At 52.8% G+C, this 16,595-nt stretch carries 17 protein-coding genes; all 17 read left to right on the top strand.

All coding sequences use genetic code 11. From position 1 onward, the window contains the following. Positions 1–33 precede the first annotated feature (33 nt). Positions 34–1,131, top strand: coding sequence for a peptide chain release factor 2 (gene prfB / locus VLA04_05120; protein ID HSI21048.1), 1,098 nt, complete (start codon positions 34–36; stop codon positions 1,129–1,131). An 8-nt stretch (positions 1,132–1,139) separates the two neighbouring features. After that, on the top strand, positions 1,140–1,457 hold the full coding sequence (locus VLA04_05115) for a YbaB/EbfC family nucleoid-associated protein (protein ID HSI21047.1): 318 nt from the start codon (positions 1,140–1,142) through the stop codon (positions 1,455–1,457). A gap of 18 nt (positions 1,458–1,475) precedes the next feature. Then, a complete protein-coding gene (gene pth / locus VLA04_05110; protein ID HSI21046.1) occupies positions 1,476–2,054 on the top strand; it encodes an aminoacyl-tRNA hydrolase in 579 nt (192 codons plus the stop codon). A gap of 456 nt (positions 2,055–2,510) precedes the next feature. After that, positions 2,511–3,068 (top strand): 50S ribosomal protein L1, encoded by a 558-nt coding sequence (locus VLA04_05105; protein HSI21045.1) that lies wholly within the window; start codon positions 2,511–2,513, stop codon positions 3,066–3,068. 463 nt (positions 3,069–3,531) lie between these two features. Continuing rightward, entirely contained in the window at positions 3,532–4,059 is a 528-nt protein-coding gene (gene rplJ / locus VLA04_05100; GenBank protein HSI21044.1) for a 50S ribosomal protein L10, read from the top strand. 18 nt (positions 4,060–4,077) lie between these two features. Then, positions 4,078–4,467: a 50S ribosomal protein L7/L12 gene (rplL, locus tag VLA04_05095; GenBank protein HSI21043.1), complete on the top strand. Its 390-nt coding sequence runs from the start codon at positions 4,078–4,080 to the stop codon at positions 4,465–4,467. A 260-nt stretch (positions 4,468–4,727) separates the two neighbouring features. Then, positions 4,728–5,249, top strand: coding sequence for a 2'-5' RNA ligase family protein (locus tag VLA04_05090; GenBank protein HSI21042.1), 522 nt, complete (start codon positions 4,728–4,730; stop codon positions 5,247–5,249). A gap of 36 nt (positions 5,250–5,285) precedes the next feature. Further along, positions 5,286–5,813 (top strand): GrpB family protein, encoded by a 528-nt coding sequence (locus VLA04_05085; GenBank protein HSI21041.1) that lies wholly within the window; start codon positions 5,286–5,288, stop codon positions 5,811–5,813. Between the two features lies 1 nt (position 5,814). Then, positions 5,815–6,069 (top strand): hypothetical protein, encoded by a 255-nt coding sequence (locus VLA04_05080; GenBank protein ID HSI21040.1) that lies wholly within the window; start codon positions 5,815–5,817, stop codon positions 6,067–6,069. After that, positions 6,066–7,274 (top strand): tRNA guanosine(34) transglycosylase Tgt, encoded by a 1,209-nt coding sequence (gene tgt, locus VLA04_05075; GenBank protein ID HSI21039.1) that lies wholly within the window; start codon positions 6,066–6,068, stop codon positions 7,272–7,274. The genes VLA04_05080 and tgt overlap by 4 nt, the downstream gene beginning before the upstream one ends. 104 nt (positions 7,275–7,378) lie before the next feature. After that, positions 7,379–8,467: a hypothetical protein gene (locus VLA04_05070; protein HSI21038.1), complete on the top strand. Its 1,089-nt coding sequence runs from the start codon at positions 7,379–7,381 to the stop codon at positions 8,465–8,467. 112 nt (positions 8,468–8,579) lie between these two features. Next, positions 8,580–8,918 carry a hypothetical protein gene (locus VLA04_05065; protein ID HSI21037.1) on the top strand — a complete coding sequence of 113 codons (339 nt, stop codon included), beginning with the start codon at positions 8,580–8,582 and terminating at the stop codon, positions 8,916–8,918. After that, a complete protein-coding gene (locus VLA04_05060) occupies positions 8,915–11,869 on the top strand; it encodes a hypothetical protein (GenBank protein ID HSI21036.1) in 2,955 nt (984 codons plus the stop codon). The genes VLA04_05065 and VLA04_05060 overlap by 4 nt, the downstream gene beginning before the upstream one ends. 2 nt (positions 11,870–11,871) lie before the next feature. Further along, positions 11,872–12,252: a hypothetical protein gene (locus VLA04_05055; protein ID HSI21035.1), complete on the top strand. Its 381-nt coding sequence runs from the start codon at positions 11,872–11,874 to the stop codon at positions 12,250–12,252. A gap of 35 nt (positions 12,253–12,287) precedes the next feature. Then, positions 12,288–14,798 carry a hypothetical protein gene (locus VLA04_05050; protein HSI21034.1) on the top strand — a complete coding sequence of 837 codons (2,511 nt, stop codon included), beginning with the start codon at positions 12,288–12,290 and terminating at the stop codon, positions 14,796–14,798. Between the two features lie 12 nt (positions 14,799–14,810). Next, positions 14,811–15,539, top strand: a complete 729-nt coding sequence (locus VLA04_05045) for a hypothetical protein (protein ID HSI21033.1) — start codon at positions 14,811–14,813, stop codon at positions 15,537–15,539. 10 nt (positions 15,540–15,549) lie between these two features. Next, on the top strand, positions 15,550–16,595 hold a 1,046-nt coding region (locus tag VLA04_05040), incomplete at its 3' end, for a hypothetical protein (protein ID HSI21032.1).

Raw genomic sequence — 16,595 nt, 5'->3', positions numbered from 1 at the left:
CCTCGGGGGCTCCTTTTCTGATAGGGTAAAAACATGACATTTGAAGACCAGCTGGAAAACTATCGCAGCCGCGCAATCATCGTGAAAGAGGCTCTATCGCTTCCTGAAAAAGAGGAGCGTTTTCGTGCACTCAAAACGGAGGTGGCGGCCTCAGACTTGTGGGATAACCCTGACAGGGCAGTAGAGATCCAATCTGAATTGGCCGAGTTAGACAAAATACGCGCCAAGGTTGAGGAATTGGACATGTACTTAGCTGAGGTTGGTTGGTTAGAAGCGTTTACGGGCGAAACAAACGAAATTGAAGAGCTCCTGCGCGCCCTGGAGCAACAGGCGCTCCTCTCCGGTGAGCGTGACCAAGAAGGTGCTCTCTTAACCATCCACGCGGGCACAGGAGGCACGGATGCTCAGGATTGGGCCCAGATGCTAGAGCGCATGTTCTTGCGCTATATAGAGCAGGGGAAGACCGAGGCGCCCGAAGACCGGACCCTCGGCATTGAGCGTAATTGGACCGCCACCATCATTGACCGGAGTGAGGGGGAAGAAGCTGGCATTAAAACCGTTGCCATTCAGGTAAAGGGCCGCTTTGCCTATGGCCTCCTTAAAGATGAGGCTGGTGTGCATCGTCTGGTACGGTTATCTCCCTTCAACGCCAAGAGCCTTCGCCAAACCAGCTTTGCCCTTGTGGAAGTTATTCCAGACTTGGACAAGCCCCAGGATGTGGTCATTAACGAGCAAGACCTGCAGATAGACGTGTACAGGGCCGGTGGGGCAGGGGGCCAGCACGTAAACACGACAGATTCCGCAGTCCGCCTTACCCATAAGCCAACAGGTATTGTGGTGGCGGTGCAAAACGAGCGTTCCCAGCACCAAAACAAGGCGACGGCCATGAAAATCCTCGCTTCTAAGCTCGCCCGCCTTTCCGAGCTGAAAACTGCCGAGGAACTTGCTATGCTGAAGGGCGAGTTTCGGGAGGGTACGTGGGGGAATCAAATCCGGTCCTATGTTCTCCAGCCATACCAAATGGTTAAAGACCATCGCACTGAATGCGAAACATCCAACGTCCAATCGGTACTCGATGGAAACCTCAAGGCTTTCATTGAGGCGGAACGTCTTCACGCTACAACTAACTAAGAACACCTATGAGTCAGAACCCATTCTCCAAAGCCAAAGGCACCTACGACATGGTGAAAAAGGCGCGCGCCATGCAGAAGGAGCTCAAAGAAACAGAAATTGAAGCAACTTCTAGCGATGGAACCATTAGCGTAGTCTTCAATGGTGAGCAGCGCATGGTGGATATCAAGATTGACGAGAGTTGGCTAGTGCCAGGCAAGGGGCGTGAGTTGGAAAAGGCTATCATGAATGTGACAGGCCAAGCCATTTCCAAGGCCCAAGCCGTTGCAACTGAGCAAATGAAGAAGATTGCGGGAGACTTGAACTTGCCAGCCGGACTTATGTAAGTAAGGGAAGGAACTTCTATGCGTATTCTCGTTGGGTTGGGAAATCCAGGGGCGGAGTACGAGAAGACCCGTCACAATGCGGGCTTCTGGGCAGTAGATGCTGTTGCGAGCTACCTCGGATGGGGTATGTGGAAGGAATTCAAGGGTGGTTTGCTTGCCGAGGGTGTGAGTAATGGGGAGAAAATCCTCTTGTTCAAACCGCAAAAGTTCATGAACCTGTCCGGCCAGCCGGTGCGGCAGGTTCTTGAGTACTTTCAGATTGACCCAAAGGACATGGCCGTTGTTCTGGACGACGTATATGTGCAGCCAGGAAGCGCCCGTGTCCGTCAGTCGGGAGGAGACAGTGGGCATAATGGGCTCCGTTCCATTCTCGAGCATGTGGACCCAGATGTTTTCTGGCGGGTGAAGATAGGTGTCGGGCTCTACGGCCAGCGCCAAGAGGAGAAAATTCACCAACCTGCACTGGATCACTACGTGCTTTCCGCCCTTCCCGCCCATGACCGCAAACAGGCGGAGAAGCTGATTGACAAGGTAGTGCCTAATCTGGTAGCTTGGCTTGAGCACGGAACTCTGGCAACAGAGACAATCCACGCATAACAACTCTATTCTTCTTAACCGTGGGAGCCGAAAATCGGCGCTTGTACCACAGAAAGACCTATGAACAAGGACGCCCTTGACCCAAGTGAGCTCCATGACCCGCTTGAGCAGAATCTCGAAGAGAACACTGCTTCTGACATGGTGTTTGAGGAAATCACCGGAACTGGTGAAGTAGTCTCTGCTGAAGAGTCTGCTATCAATACCGACACTGAAACTGCTATGGATGCTACCGCAGCCGTAGAAGCTGACGTTGAAATGGATGAGGAAGAGGTTGAGCTTGTAGAAGCGGTAGATGCCGCCGAAGAAGCACCTGCCAAGAAGAAGGGCCGCGAGAGCACTTCCGAAAAGGCCAAGCGGGCTGCCGCTGAACGCGTTGCAAAGGGTAAGACTGCTGAACCAGTTGCTGTTAAAAAGCTTGACCCACTCCGTCTTCGCGGTAAAAAGTACCGTGCTGTAGTGAGCAAGGCTGAAAAAAACAAGGTGTACTCACTCGAAGAGGGTGTTGCCCTTGTCAAAGAGCTTTCCTTCTCCAAGTTTGATGGCGCCGTAGAGGCTCACATCAAGGTTAAGGGTGATGCCGTCCGCGGTACCGTTGTCCTTCCTCACGGAACTGGTAAGACCAAGAAGGTTGCTGTAGCCGACGACGCTACAATCGAGGCTATTGCCGCTGGTAAGTTGGACTTTGACGTTCTCCTTGCTACGCCTGCTCAGATGCCAAAGCTTGCCAAGTTCGCCAAGGTATTGGGACCTAAGGGTCTCATGCCATCACCTAAGGCCGGTACCGTTACTGACGATATCGAGAAGGTGAAGAACGAGATTAGCGGCGGGCGTGTGGAATACCGTGCCGATAAGACCGGTGTAATCCACCTCTCCATTGGCCGTCTTTCCTTCAAGGACGAGCAGTTGGTTGAGAACTTCCGTACCATTGAGGCTGCCTTGGGCAGCGCAAAGGTAGTAACCGTGAGCCTTGCCCCAACCATGGGTCCTGGCATTAAGGTCCAGTTCGGCAAGTAAACCTGCCCACTGAAAAAAGGGTCACACGTTGTGTGGCCCTTTTTCTATTGACAATTCGCTAAATACTGGTACTTTGATGTGGCACAAAGCAGCGGGTGAGGAGAACCATTCAGCTTGCACGTGCCGCGTAGGAAACCACTCCGTAGAGTGGCAGCATACCCAGGGGGCCTCGGTGCGGGGGCCCTCTTTTCTTTTCCCAATAAATCTGGTAGTATCCCTGTAAGTACCAAAGACAGTAGGCACACCCGTAAGTCCTGCCGAGGCACACAGAACTCCTTGGAGTGGCGTGTTCCTTCGTCTAGTACTAGACGAATTTTTTATAAGTCAGGCATTTTATCCGGCGAATTGCTTCGTCAGGACCTCCGGTCTTCGCTCACTGTACCGCAAGTACAGCTCGCTCCAGTCCTCGGTTCTTCCTTGCACTTCATCCGCCTAAAACACCTGATAGACCTTATCAACATATATGCCAAAGACACGCGTCCAAAAAGAGCAGTTGCTCGCCGCGTTTTCCGACCGCATGAACCGTTCCCAGTCTGTGGTCTTCGTGAGCACCATTGGGATTAAGGTGAATGAGGTTGAGATGATGCGCGACACCCTGTTCGAGCACGGTCTTCAGCTTCAGGTGGCTAAAAACAGCCTCCTCAAACGTGCGCTCACCGAGCTCAAGCTTGAGGTCCCTGAAGAACTGCTTGATCAGCCTTTGGCCCTCATCTACTCCTACGATGATGCCGTAGCCGCTCCAAAGCAGGCTGCAGCGTTTAAGAAAGAGGTTGAGGCGCTTAACATCCTCGGCGGAATCGCCGGTGGTGTCTATCTAACTCCGGCGCAAGTCAACGCGTACGCCAAGCTTCCAAGCCGCGAGCAACTCCTTGCTCAGTTGGTTGGAACCATCAACGCACCTGTATCTGGCTTCGTCAATGTGCTTGCTGGCAATGTCCGCAGTATCGTCAATGTTCTTGGCGCTATCCGCGACTCCAAACAAGCCGCCTAATAACACACACATACTGCTATGGCAGACTCTAAGTACGCAAAGCTCATTGAGCAGATTGAGACCCTATCAGTTCTTGAGCTATCTGAGCTCGTTAAGGAACTTGAAGAGAAGTTTGGTGTTTCCGCTGCAGCCCCTATGATGATGGGCGCTATGCCAGCTGCTGGTGCTGCTGACGCTGAACCAGTTGAAGAGAAGACCTCTTTCACTGTTGTTCTTACTGACGGTGGTGCAAACAAGATCGGCGCCATTAAGGCTGTCCGTGAAGTTCGCCCAGACCTAGGCCTTAAAGAAGCTAAGGATCTCGTAGACGGCGCTCCTAAGAACGTTCTTGAGAACGTTAAGAAGGAAGAAGCTGATGCTGCGGTTGAAAAGCTTAAGGCTGGTGGCGCAACTGTAGAAGTAAAATAAGCGCTCCTTCCGTGGTTGCGAGTCGACTTTCCATCCTCGCTACAAAAATGTAGCTGCGGCTGAGGTCGCTCACAACCACAGAACTCGCTTCGGTTTGCATCGGTAGACCGCTCAAGACTACGTGTTCGCTTTGGCTTGCTCGGTAGGTTGCTCGCAACCACGGAACTCGCTTTGACTAAAAAAGACCCCGAAAGGGGTCTTTTTTGTTGAGTAGACACCCCATGGCTTTTCCGTATTAATGAACACACAGAGGAGGCGTCATGCGTTTTTATGTTTGTATCCCATTGCCAGTACGGCTGAAAGAGAAAGTCTCGACGTTTAGTAAGGAGTGGGAAGTGCAGTCAAAGTCTGAGCCGCACATTACCATTATCGTTCCGCGCAGTCTCCCGGAGGGGGTAGGCTTACGGGAGCTAACCGGGGCGATCGCCGGTGCTCTAAGCTCTGTGCGGCCTTTCATCATCCAATGCCGAGAGGTGGGACAGTTCGATGACAAGCAGGTCATCCACCTTCCCATTGAGCGGAGCAGTGGTTTTGCCGATCTGCACCAAGCCTTGCGCACAGAAATCGAGAGGGTGGCAGGGGTCGATGTTGCAAAGTTCGCCCATGTCCCAGAGCCGCACATTACCCTGGCTTCAGGTATGTCACCGGAAAAAGCAGAGCCCATTTGGGACGCTGCCCACCAAATAGATTGGACCGATGAGTTTGCCTGCAAGGAGCTTCATCTCATGGTCAGGGGACCAGATGACCCCCGCTGGATCGTTTCCACCGCCTTTCACCTATAAGAAGGGCGGTTTTTTTGTTATCGTGCAGGTACTCATATGATTACCAAGCGCGAATACTCCATCGAGCCCTACAATCCTGCGTGGCCATTGCTGTTCCAAGAAGAAGCAGAAGTGGTGCGGGGTATCTTTGGTGAGCATGCCCGGGCAATCCACCATGTAGGGAGCACTTCGGTGCCGGAGATGCAGGCCAAACCACAGATAGACATCCTGGTACTAGTGGACAACCTTGAGGTCTCCGACAAACACATCCCAGATTTTGAGGCTGCAGGGTATACCTCTTTTGGTGACCCGTTTGGTATTGGTGCACGCATGTTTTCCCGAGTGGAGGGAAATAGGAAGCTTTCCAACGTCCATGTGCACATACCTAGCAACCCCTATGTTCAGCAGTTTCTCTTGGTGCGTGACTACTTGCGGGTAAAGCCGGAGAGAGCCACAGAATACGGCAGCCTTAAAGCACGCCTCAGTACCGAGTTTCCCGATGACTACCAGGCATATCGGGATGGGAAGAAGGGTTATTTAGATGAGGTTTTTGCCGAGGCAAAAGCCTACTTTGGAAAGGAATAAAATGTCATCTCTCGAAGAAAGAATCAGTGCCATTGAACAGCGGAACAGCCGCGTAGAGCTGGATAAGCGCTGGGAAACCAGCTTGCTTCGCCGTGCGGCCGTAGTTTTCCTCACCTACCTCGTCATGACCCTCTTTATGTGGTCTATCGATGTTTCCCGGCCTTACCTCCAGGCGCTCATTCCTACCCTGGGCTTTTTCCTGTCCACCCTAAGTGTCAGTTGGCTGCGTGTAACCTGGGAAAAGCATCAGAAATGAGTTTCACATTTACCGTTACCGCTACGGACGGTGCCGCGCGCACCGGAACCCTTGAAACGCCTCGCGGCACCATTGAGACACCGGTTTTCATGCCAGTGGGCACTCACGGAGCTGTCAAAAGCGTTTCTCCTCAAGAGTTAGAGGGGATTGGTTCTTCTATTATCCTAGGGAACACCTATCACTTGTACCTTAGGCCGGGGGACGAGCTTATCCGGGATGTGGGCGGTCTCCACTCTTTTACTCAGTGGAACAAGCCGCTCCTTACAGACAGTGGTGGTTTCCAGGTCTTTTCCTTAGGGGAGCGGGGAATGAAGGGGAACGAAAAGAAAGCCCTGCGTACCGTCTCTGAAGAGGGGATCACTTTTAAGTCACACCTAGATGGTTCGAGCCATTTGTTCACTCCAGAAAAGAGTATTGCTATCCAGCAGAACCTGGGAAGTGACATTATGATGGCCTTTGACCAGCCGGTGTATGGTTTGTCTGAAGAATCAGATGCGGAAGATGCGTTGCACCGTACCCATCGTTGGCTAGAGCGCTCGGCTGAACAGTGGAAGCGAGGGGATACGGAAAGACAAGCCCTCTTTGGCATTGTTCAGGGTGGTATCCATACAAAGCTTCACACCGAATCAGCGGCCTTTGTGTCCAGCCTGGATTTGCCAGGGAACGCGATTGGTGGCCTCTCCGTTGGGGAGAGTAAGGACGACATGTGGGCTGCCACCTCTTCTATCACCTGTAAGTTGCCTGGGCACAAGCCCCGCTATTTCATGGGGCTAGGGGAGCCGATTGACGTTATTGAGGCCGCCCTTCGTGGTGTGGATATGTATGATTGCGTATCTCCCTCCAGGTTGGCTAGGCATGGTACCATCTGGCAGTTAACTGGTTCTCTAGAGGCACAGCGGGCTTTTTGGGATGTCGATACAGAGAAGCTGTTAAACCAGGAGTTTAAGGTTGAGCGCTGGAATATGAACCTGTCAGGCTTCCGTACTGACGCCGCTCCACTGGTTCCTGTTGCTACCCGCCTACCCGAAGACTTGCAGGGATTCTCCAGGGCTACGCTCAATCACTACCTGCGTGAACATGAAATGCTTGGGTACCGTATCCTGACGCTGCACAACATTGCAGTACTCCAAGTCATGACCGAACATGTCCGCAAGGTCATCCACTTAGGTCAGCTCAACACCTTCCGAGGCGTATTCTCATACTAGCTCTCAGAGCCTTAACCCATTGACAAATCGGGTGTTTTGTGGTAGGATGCTGCCACATTGATAACCGCGCATACCAAACGCCGCGGGGAGGGAATTTAACAAAAATGAAGTTTCTGAAAATTACCGCCCTCGTGGCGGCAGTGTTCTTATCGGTCTGTGCCTTTGCCGACGACGAGCAAGGGGAGGACGTGGAAGTGAGGGATAAGCAGGCAGCTGCGCAACCAGCAGGTACTCCGCAAGGAGGAGCTGGCCTGCAGGCTCCGCCTACCCGAACCCCGCCCCCACCTGCATCGCAGGGTGAAAAACCCCTGACGCGTGCAGAAGCTCGACAGTTGGCCGAAAAGGCTGTGGCTGATGTGCGCGAGCACTACAAAGGCCGGCGCCGTCACGCGATGGCGCACGTGTCACCGGCACTCATCGACCAGAAGATCAACCAGCTTAGGCTGGAAGAGCAGAAGGAGATGAGCGCTCTACGGTCGGAGTTGGACAGCGTCACTAAAAACGCTGCGAACCTCCGGAAGTGGAACGAAAAGATGCACCAATTTCACGTTGAGCAGATTAGGTTCAATACGGACCAAAAACTGATCAACCAGGAATTGCGGCAGGCTGACACGGACACTAACGGTCGGATTGACGTGGTCAACGGTCGCGTTAACGAGTCAAATACTCGAACAAACGAGATCGATGATCGTGTTAGGAAGCTGGAAGGTGTAAAACCTCTCGCCGCTGGCGAGGGCTTGAGCACTACTAGCCCTGATACCGCCACCACAAGTGGCGGAACAGGTTCGACAGGTTCTGGCACTGCAGGTACTGCAGGCGGCCCTGGTGGCCCCAATACTCAAACAGGCACTCCGGAGCCACCAAAACCCGGGAAGGAAGAGAAGAAAGGAATGGACACTCTGATTATCATGCTCGGCGCACTCGGCATTGCCATCATTTTGGCGGCCCTGGTGTACGCAATCATCAACCGGCCCACCGGCCAAAACTGGGACATGAATCCGCCATCCATCGACGGCGGAAAAGGTGTTGTCGAGTTCCGACTCAAGGACCGCACGAAACACGGCGGTTCCCTGGAAGTCCGCGGACTTCTCGACACTGGCGACGACGACTGGGCTGACCTGAACAAGGCCAGGGGGGCGGCTCGCAAGAAGCCTCCCACACCCCGGAAGAAGCCGCCGAAGAAAACCCCGTAAGCTCTGGCTCCGGCCACCTTACAAACCAATTGACCCTACTCGAAAGAGTAGGGTCTTTTTCTTTATCCGTTTCATGCTCTACAATAGAACTACTAGTTAATAGCGCGTTTCCATGTCAACGCTTCCGATCTCCGCTAACCAATTGGCAACTGAGGATATCTTCTCCATCCTTGGTTTGCAGAGCCTTACTCAAGAGGAGAAAGATATCATCCTCCAGAAGATGGAGCAGACAGTTCTTGCCCGGGTGTACGGCACCATCCTGGCTGACCTTCATGAAGGTGAGATTGAGAACTTCGAGAACCTCCACGGTGAGGACCTTATGCGTTTTATTGCCCAAAAGGGCTTTGATATTGAACAAATGGTAGTAGAGGAATCTATCCGGTACCGCATGGAACTGGCTATGGTCTTCCAAGTCACCACTACTCCAAACGCCGCACCAGCACACGCATGAGATTCTTTGAGCGCGGCCCCCACACCCCATCACCAACCTCGGAACGCCTACCAGAGCAGCCGAAGCCTTTTCTTGATCGTATCTTTAAGCGGAAGGAGAAGAACCGCTTTAAAGAAGGTACGTACGAACATCATCTGGAAGAATTCAAGGCGGCCTACGCTGGAAGAAGTTTGGAAGAGCTGGAATCCATGCGTGGAGGTGGATCAGGAGGCTTTAGGGACCGTGAATGGTTTGATGAATTGCCTTCACCTAGCCGTCCAGCAACATCCACTACTGAGGAGGTAGTGCCTACTGCTCCTGAGGGCTATGTAAACCCAGAGGCGGGCACCCCTTCCGAGGGGCTGGTGGATGAGTTCCCAGAAATGGAGACGCTCATTCATGAGATGGTTCAAGAGCCAACTATAGAGGAAGCCCGGAAACATGCCGACGCGCACAATGCGGGCAATGTGCATTTTCCTGGCGCCCAACTAGACGAAGAGACAATTGTAGTCCCAGGTCAGCCTTACCTCATTAAGGTCTTTACCTACTCTGCAGCGGATCGTGACGGCAACCCACTGCCCGGCGAAGACGATATTGCCGTGGTTACTGTTGAAAACATCCTGCCTGGCACACATGTGCCGGAGGTAGTAGAGCCCGCTCCCGTTGATCCAGAGCCAACCCCCACTTCTCCTGCCACTCCTGCGCGCCGCCCAAGCCTCTTTGAAGACGACCCGGCTGAGACCGCAGAGAACCGTAACGAGGAACGTGCTGAAAAGGACGCAATTGATTTCCTCTACGGCCGCAAGTTGGCAGAACACGCCCGTGAAGGACACGAGCTTACTACTGAACAAAAGAAATTCCTGCTTACCAACCTGACCGACATGGGCCTTAACTCTGCTTTGGCAGAGCTTGGGGCGCAGCGGAATGGCTTCACCAGCTTCCAACAGGCAGCCCGTGAGCTGAAGGTTAAGTCCGGCACCTACGACAATCAGAAGTTCCTAAAGATGCCGGAGAGCATCATGGATCGCATGCCAGCGTCCGTAAGCAATGCGCTTAAGTCCGCAAGGGCAGGTGCGTTGACCGTTGCCGGCCTGGCTATTGCCAGCCTTTTTGCCCCGCCGCTTATCCCAGTTGCAATTGCTTCTGCGGGTGGCGTGGTGGGAAGTACGCTTGGCCGCATGCTGGCTGGGTTCTTTAAACGCGACCGTGCCATCTTTGGCAAAGGAAAAGAGGGAGGTGACTCCACTGCTGAGGCTGCCTTTAAAGGCATGACTGCCCAGATTGCTTCCATGCGCGACCTAGCCCGACGTGGTGTGCAAAACATCGAAGGTGCAGAGCTTTCCCCGGAAGACCTGGACAAGGCGTATGGCCGCATGCTGAACCAAGTTATCGAGGGTCAGCTAGCCAACGAGGTTTCTGCCGTAACTGCCTACCGCAACAAGATCAAGAGTGCGCGTAAGGTAGAAGCTGTTGCTTCTGCACTTGGTGGTATGGCCGGTGGTATGGGTGCTTCCTATGCCTACAGCCGCTGGGATGCGCTTGCCAATGGCATCCGCCTCAATACCGATGGTGTAGGTGAATCACACCTCATCAAACATGTGGGAGGCGATTGGCATCAGCAGCTTACAGGTGGGGATATGGCCAAGGGCATCCACATGTCCGCAGGGCATCCTCATGCTCACACCCTTACGTTCTTCGATGGTGCTACAGGCCCTGACATCACAGGCAATATAAGCCCGGCCGCCCAAGAGGCAGCCCGCGTCCAGAACCTTGACCTGTTCCATGTGAACGGGGATTGGGGCAAAGAAGGTTTCCATGCCGTACATGGTTACTTTGAGGGCGCTGTGAACAAAGAGATCCTTACCCGCTCCATTGTTCCAGGCCTTATTGGTGGTGCCGTAGGTTTCCTGACCGGCGAAGCTTCCAGCTATGCCTTGAGCCCTAACCGCCGTGCCAAGCACTTGCAGGAACGGGGCATGCATGGCCTGACTGCTCTTCACGACGACAGCCACGAGGTACGGAACTTCAACGCGCCTTCTGGTGCCTCACCTGAATCCACACCTGCCACGCCCGAGGGCCCGAAGGACATTGACCCAACCGGAATCTTTGAAAAAGGCGTCCAAGTTACTGTGCCGGGTGGTGGCGAAGACAATGACGGATGGACTATCTCAGGGTTTTTCCCAGATAGGGATGAAGTACAGGTTACCTCTCCTGACGGGGCGACGAAGAAGAATGTTAAGCATGATGAATTGGTGAAGCTTAACTCCGAGGGCTTTGAAAGTGTTAAGCCAGTAAGTCCTGAAAAGACCAAGAAGATTGAGCAAAACATTGAGAAGCTGGTTAAGAGTTCCCTCTCTCCTGAGGAAATCAACAAGCTCATGTATGGCGAGAGCATTAAGGCCCCGAAAGGCTTTCCTAAGCAAATCAACAGGGTGCTCGGTTTTGGTGATGCGGCCATGAAACCAACCGAGCTTATCCTCGAGTTGCGTGATGCCTTGGATATTGCGGTAAACAAGATCGATAGCCTAGTCAGCGGGAAGCTGAGTGCCGAAGAGCAGGCTAGGGCAGGCGACATTAAGAGTTACCTCACCGAACTCCAGGAGATGGTAAAAGAAGACGACGTACTCTCTGGGAGGGACCGTACCTTCTGTGATCACATCCGCTTCCTTGCCCTTGAGAAGGACTGCGCAGCACCAATTGCTTCGATCAAGGGTGACGTACGGTTTGATGCAAAGCCGGACATGGTTGCCTTGGATGAAATTATGGACTGGAAAGTCCTCGATCTCGTGAAGGATGCTTCTGCTACCAAGGATGACTTTAAGCAAATGAACTGGCGGATTGGCAACGTCCACTTCTTATTGGATATCCTTTTGGCCTCACGCGCACTTTCGGGCACTGACAAGGCGCGCCTTGAAAATGCCAAGAAGGCTGCCGAGACCCTCATGAAGATGATTGAGCCAAAGACAAAGTAACCATGCCAGAATTTGGTATCCCAGCGGAGTTGCAGCAGCAACAGCCGCCACCACCAACTCCACAACCCGACGCGCCACCGGTCTTCGAAGAGGTCTTTCAGCCTACTGACGTAGTTGAGGCTAGTAAAACTGCAGCATCGCAACCAGAAGTGACACCAGAAGTGGTGGCCACTCCTGTTGTCCCTGAGGAAATAAAAGTGGTTCCTCAGCCCGTATACCAGCCAGATGATGCGATGCTTCTCAATGTAAGGGAAGAAAACCCACAGCAGGTGGCTGCACTCCTCGATGAGGATGCAGTCCTTTCTGCCCACGGTCCCCAAGATGAGACGCAATACGAGGCGCTTGCTGCCAGTGCGGCCAAGCTTAGGCACTCCGGTAACTAGCGCCAACCCTCCTTCGCACCGTACAATAGAAGGAGATGGATCCAAACGCATTCGATACCCCTATTGAGAGCGGCGGCACACTTTCGTGGATGCCGCTTGTTCTGTTCTGTGTTATAGCGGTAGCCCTGGGCATAGGGCTTCTTTACCTTATGCAAAAAAGGAAGCGCGCCCGCCGCAAGGCGCTCCTCTCCCTTCGCGCTATCAGCGTCATGCTCCCTAAGGCGAAAGAAGATGATGACCATGCGAAGCGCGATCCCAAAGAACTCATCGCCCTCATGGAGCCGGTTTTCACGGCCGTTCAGCACCACGTTGTTTCAAAGGTGAAGAAAGCTTTTTGGGAAGGTCAGCCTACATTTGCATTTGAGATAGTGGCCAAACATGGGGAAATCTTCTTCTACGTCTTTGCACCAGAAGAATACATGATCCAGGTGGAGCGCCAAATCCACGCCCAATTTCCTGCCGCCCACATTGAGCCGGCTAATGATTACGACATCTTTTTGGAGCCAGGTGGCGTGAGCTCGGCAGCCGCTGTTGGCCTTCAGAAGAGCTTTATTTTCCCAGTCCGTACCTATAAGGGACTGGAAAATGACCCGCTTAATGCCATTACCAATACTTTGTCCAAAGTCGGCAACGGGAAGGCGGCTATCCAGGTGGTGGTACAGCCAGCTTCCAAGGAACAGTACAAGCGGATTGAGCACGCTTTGCAGAATGTACAGCAAGGCAAGAAGTTTGAGCATGGGAGGGAAGGCTTTGGAGGTAAGTTAAGCGGACTCGCCAAAGAAGTGGGGGACACGGCTATTGGCAAGGAAAAGAAAGACGGGGAAAACGAGGCGCACAATGTCACCAAGCAGAACATCCGCCTCACTGCCCTTCAGGAGCAGCAATCAAAGCTTCTAGTGGAAAAGGGGAGTAAGGTAATGCTTGCCACTCAAATCCGCATTGTAGCGCGTGCAGAGAGTGAAGCTGAGGCCAAGGCGCAGGTGCAGACCATGCTATCGTCTTTCAGTCAGTTTAATGCCCCAGAGTCCAATGGGTTCAAGGCGGCTTCTGTAGGGGATAGGGGTCTCATTACCGATTATATTTTCCGTTCCATGAGTAGCAGGCAGCCACTCCTCTACCTTTCCACTGAGGAACTGAGCAGCGTGTTCCACTTGCCTTGCAACCCTTTGAGTACGCCTAACATTCACTGGCTTGGTGCGCGTAAGCTTGCCCCTCCAGTTAATCTGCCTAAGAGTGGCGTGGCCTTGGGATATAGCAACTTCCGTGGTGATGCCCAGCCGGTATATATCCAGTACCCCGACCGCATGCGGCACCTGTACATGATCGGTAAGACCGGTGTTGGTAAGACGGTCCTTTTCCAAAACATGGTTTTGCAAGACATCCGCAACGGGTACGGTGTCTGCTACTTGGACCCTAACGGTGATGCCATTGAGTGGATCTTGAAGCACATCCCTAAGGAGCGCATAGACGATGTCATCCTTATTGACCCTGCTGATACTGGACGTCCACTTGCTTTGAACCTACTTGAGTACGATGCGCAGTACCCAGAGCAAAAGACGATGGTTATCAATGAAATGATCTCCATCTTCGATAAGCTCTACGACCTCAAGTCTACTGGTGGGCCTATCTTTGAGCAGTACATGCGGAACGCCATGTTGCTCATTATGGATGACCCGGCTAGCGGCAGTACGCTGATGGAAATCTCCCGTGTACTGGCAGACCCTGACTTCCGCAACTACAAACTGTCTAAATCTACTAACCAGGTGGTAATAGACTTCTGGACCAAGGAAGCCGAGAAGGCCGGGGGAGAGGCAGCCCTGGCGAACATGGTTCCCTATATCACCTCCAAGCTGACACAGTTTACGAGCAACGATATTATGCGGCCAATGATTGGCCAGCAGGAGAGTTCGTTCAATTTCCGTAAGGCCATGGATGAAGGAAAGATTGTACTAGTTTCCCTTCCTAAAGGTCTTCTGGGTGAGATGAACGCCAAGCTCTTAGGTATGATCATCTCGGGTAAAATCCAGATTGCTGCCTTTTCCCGCCAGAATGTCCCAGAAGAGCAGCGCATCCCATTCTTCCTTTACGTGGATGAGTTCCAAAACTTTACCTCCAAAACCTTTGCCACCATTCTGTCTGAGGCGCGTAAGTACCGCCTTTCCCTCAATATTACTCACCAGTACATTGAGCAGCTTGATGATGAAACGAAGGGTGCTGTCATGGGTAACGTAGGGACGATGGTTGCCTGGCGCATCGGTGTTGGTGACGCTGAATTCCTGCAAAAAGAATTGGCTCCCGTTTCCGTGGACGACTTAGTTTCCAGTGAGAAATTTAGTTTCTACGTACGTACCCTTATCGACGGTGCGCCAACTGTTCCTTTCAATGTTTTGTCCTATCCGCCAGATCCGCTTGACGATGCCCAGATAGCGGCGGAAGTCCGCCAGCGCTCCCGTACCGTGTACGGAAAAGACCGCGCCGAAGTGGAGCAGATCATTCGCCAACGGGCTCAAGTTGTGGTACCATCACCCACAGCAGCGCAAGTTTAAACACATTTTAATATGGCAAAGAAGACAGCTTCTGCCGATAAGGTAGAAAAGACAGAGGATGTAGTATTGGAAGTTCCTGAGAGCGTAGAAGAGCTCCCAGAAGTACCGGAAATTCCTGCAGAAGAGCCTGCTGCCCGTACCGATGAAGACGCAACAGTGGCAGACCACGGGTACGATACTGCCGATGAATTTGTTGCAGGTGAGAACGTGGGAGGAATTGACCTGGAGCGCATCAAGCGCCTCTTGGATAACATCGAGAACGACCTCAAGGCTGTTAAGCAGCTGGTAAGTGGCACTATGCCTCCGCGTGTAGACCATGCCTTGCGTGTAGCAAGTGCGCCGGTAGGCTTTATGTCTCACGGCCACGATGCCGGCATAGACGGCACGTTTGATGGTGAAAAGATGGTGGATGCAGAAGGTAAGACTTATCAAGTCCCACCAAACTATGCCAGCAAGAGTAAATTGGTAGAGGGTGACCCGCTCAAGCTCTACATTACCCGCGATGGTAAATATGTGTACAAGCAGCTTGGCCCTGTTGAGCGGACAACCGTTCCAGGAACCCTTCGTTTGGAAGGAAGTCACTACGTTATCGATGCAGACGACGGAAACTCGTATAATGTACTTACTGCATGTGTGACATATTACATTTCACTCTACAGCCTTGAGCCAGGTGGTCGCGTAATGGCAATGATTCCAGCGGACCGTCAGGCCAAGTGGGCAGTTCTCGACAACGTTCTCTAAGCAACCCTCCATGCTCCTTTGGCGCCAAGGCACAGACCTTAAGCGACGTGCAGATTGGCTAGCGTCGCAGACGTTTGTGGTACTTGCTATCCAAATCCCTAAGGGAAACGATAAGACACCTGCTTCCATCGAGCAGTTCTTTTCGGCATTGCACGGTATTTATCGCAATGACCCACAGGTTCAAGAATACGTGAGCTTAGAGATTGTGGCCGAGCGGGAGTCCATTATCTTTTACGTATTTTGCCCGATCCACTTACGGGAATTCATTGAGAGCCAGTTGTACGCCCAGTACCCTGACTTGGAAATCCGCCAGGTGCCGGACTACACCAGTCAGGCGGACCTTGAGGGGCTCACCGTCGCCTCGGCAGCTATTCAGTTGACCCGGAATGAGGTGTACCCAATCAAGACATACCCAACCATCGACATTGACCCGTTGGCAGGTATCACAGCCGTTATGGCTAACCTGGAAGAGAAGGAGCGCATCTGGCTTCAGTTAGTTGTCCAGCCAGTAGGGGACAGTTGGCAGGAAAAGGGGACAAAGTACGTCCAAGCTTTGCGTGAGGGGAAAGACCCTGAAAAGAAGGCTCCAACAGGCGGCCCGCTTTTTCAGGCCGTAGGGAAGGCAACCCGGTTTGTTTCTCGTGTAGCCAAAGAAGCGGCAATCCCGGGGACTGGCGTGGAAGACCCTAAGGCCAAAGAGGCCCCTAAGCTTACTTCGCCGCAAGAGGCGGCAATCAAAGGCATTGAGAGCAAGGTGCAGAAGCTTGGCTTTGAAACTGTGTTCCGCCTTTGCGTCATCAGCACAGACGAAACTATGGCCCGGGGCAGGGTACAGGCGGTTTTGGCTGCATTAAAGCAATTCAATACCATTTCTTTGAATGGCTTTGCTGCGGGCAATATCAAAATAAATGACTTTCCTGCGTGGCAGCAGTTTGTGAACCGTGAGTTTGAAGACTCGGGGAGTATTTTCAATACGGAAGAGCTGGCCTCCATTTATCACTTCCCAACCTCGGAAGTAGAGACAAGTGCCATTTCCTGGTCGGGTTCCAAAAAAGG

The sequence above is a fragment of the Verrucomicrobiia bacterium genome, from assembly GCA_035460805.1.
Classification (GTDB): Bacteria; Patescibacteriota; UBA1384; order CAILIB01; family CAILIB01; genus DATHWI01.
This window is presented reverse-complemented; position numbering and strand designations above follow the sequence as displayed.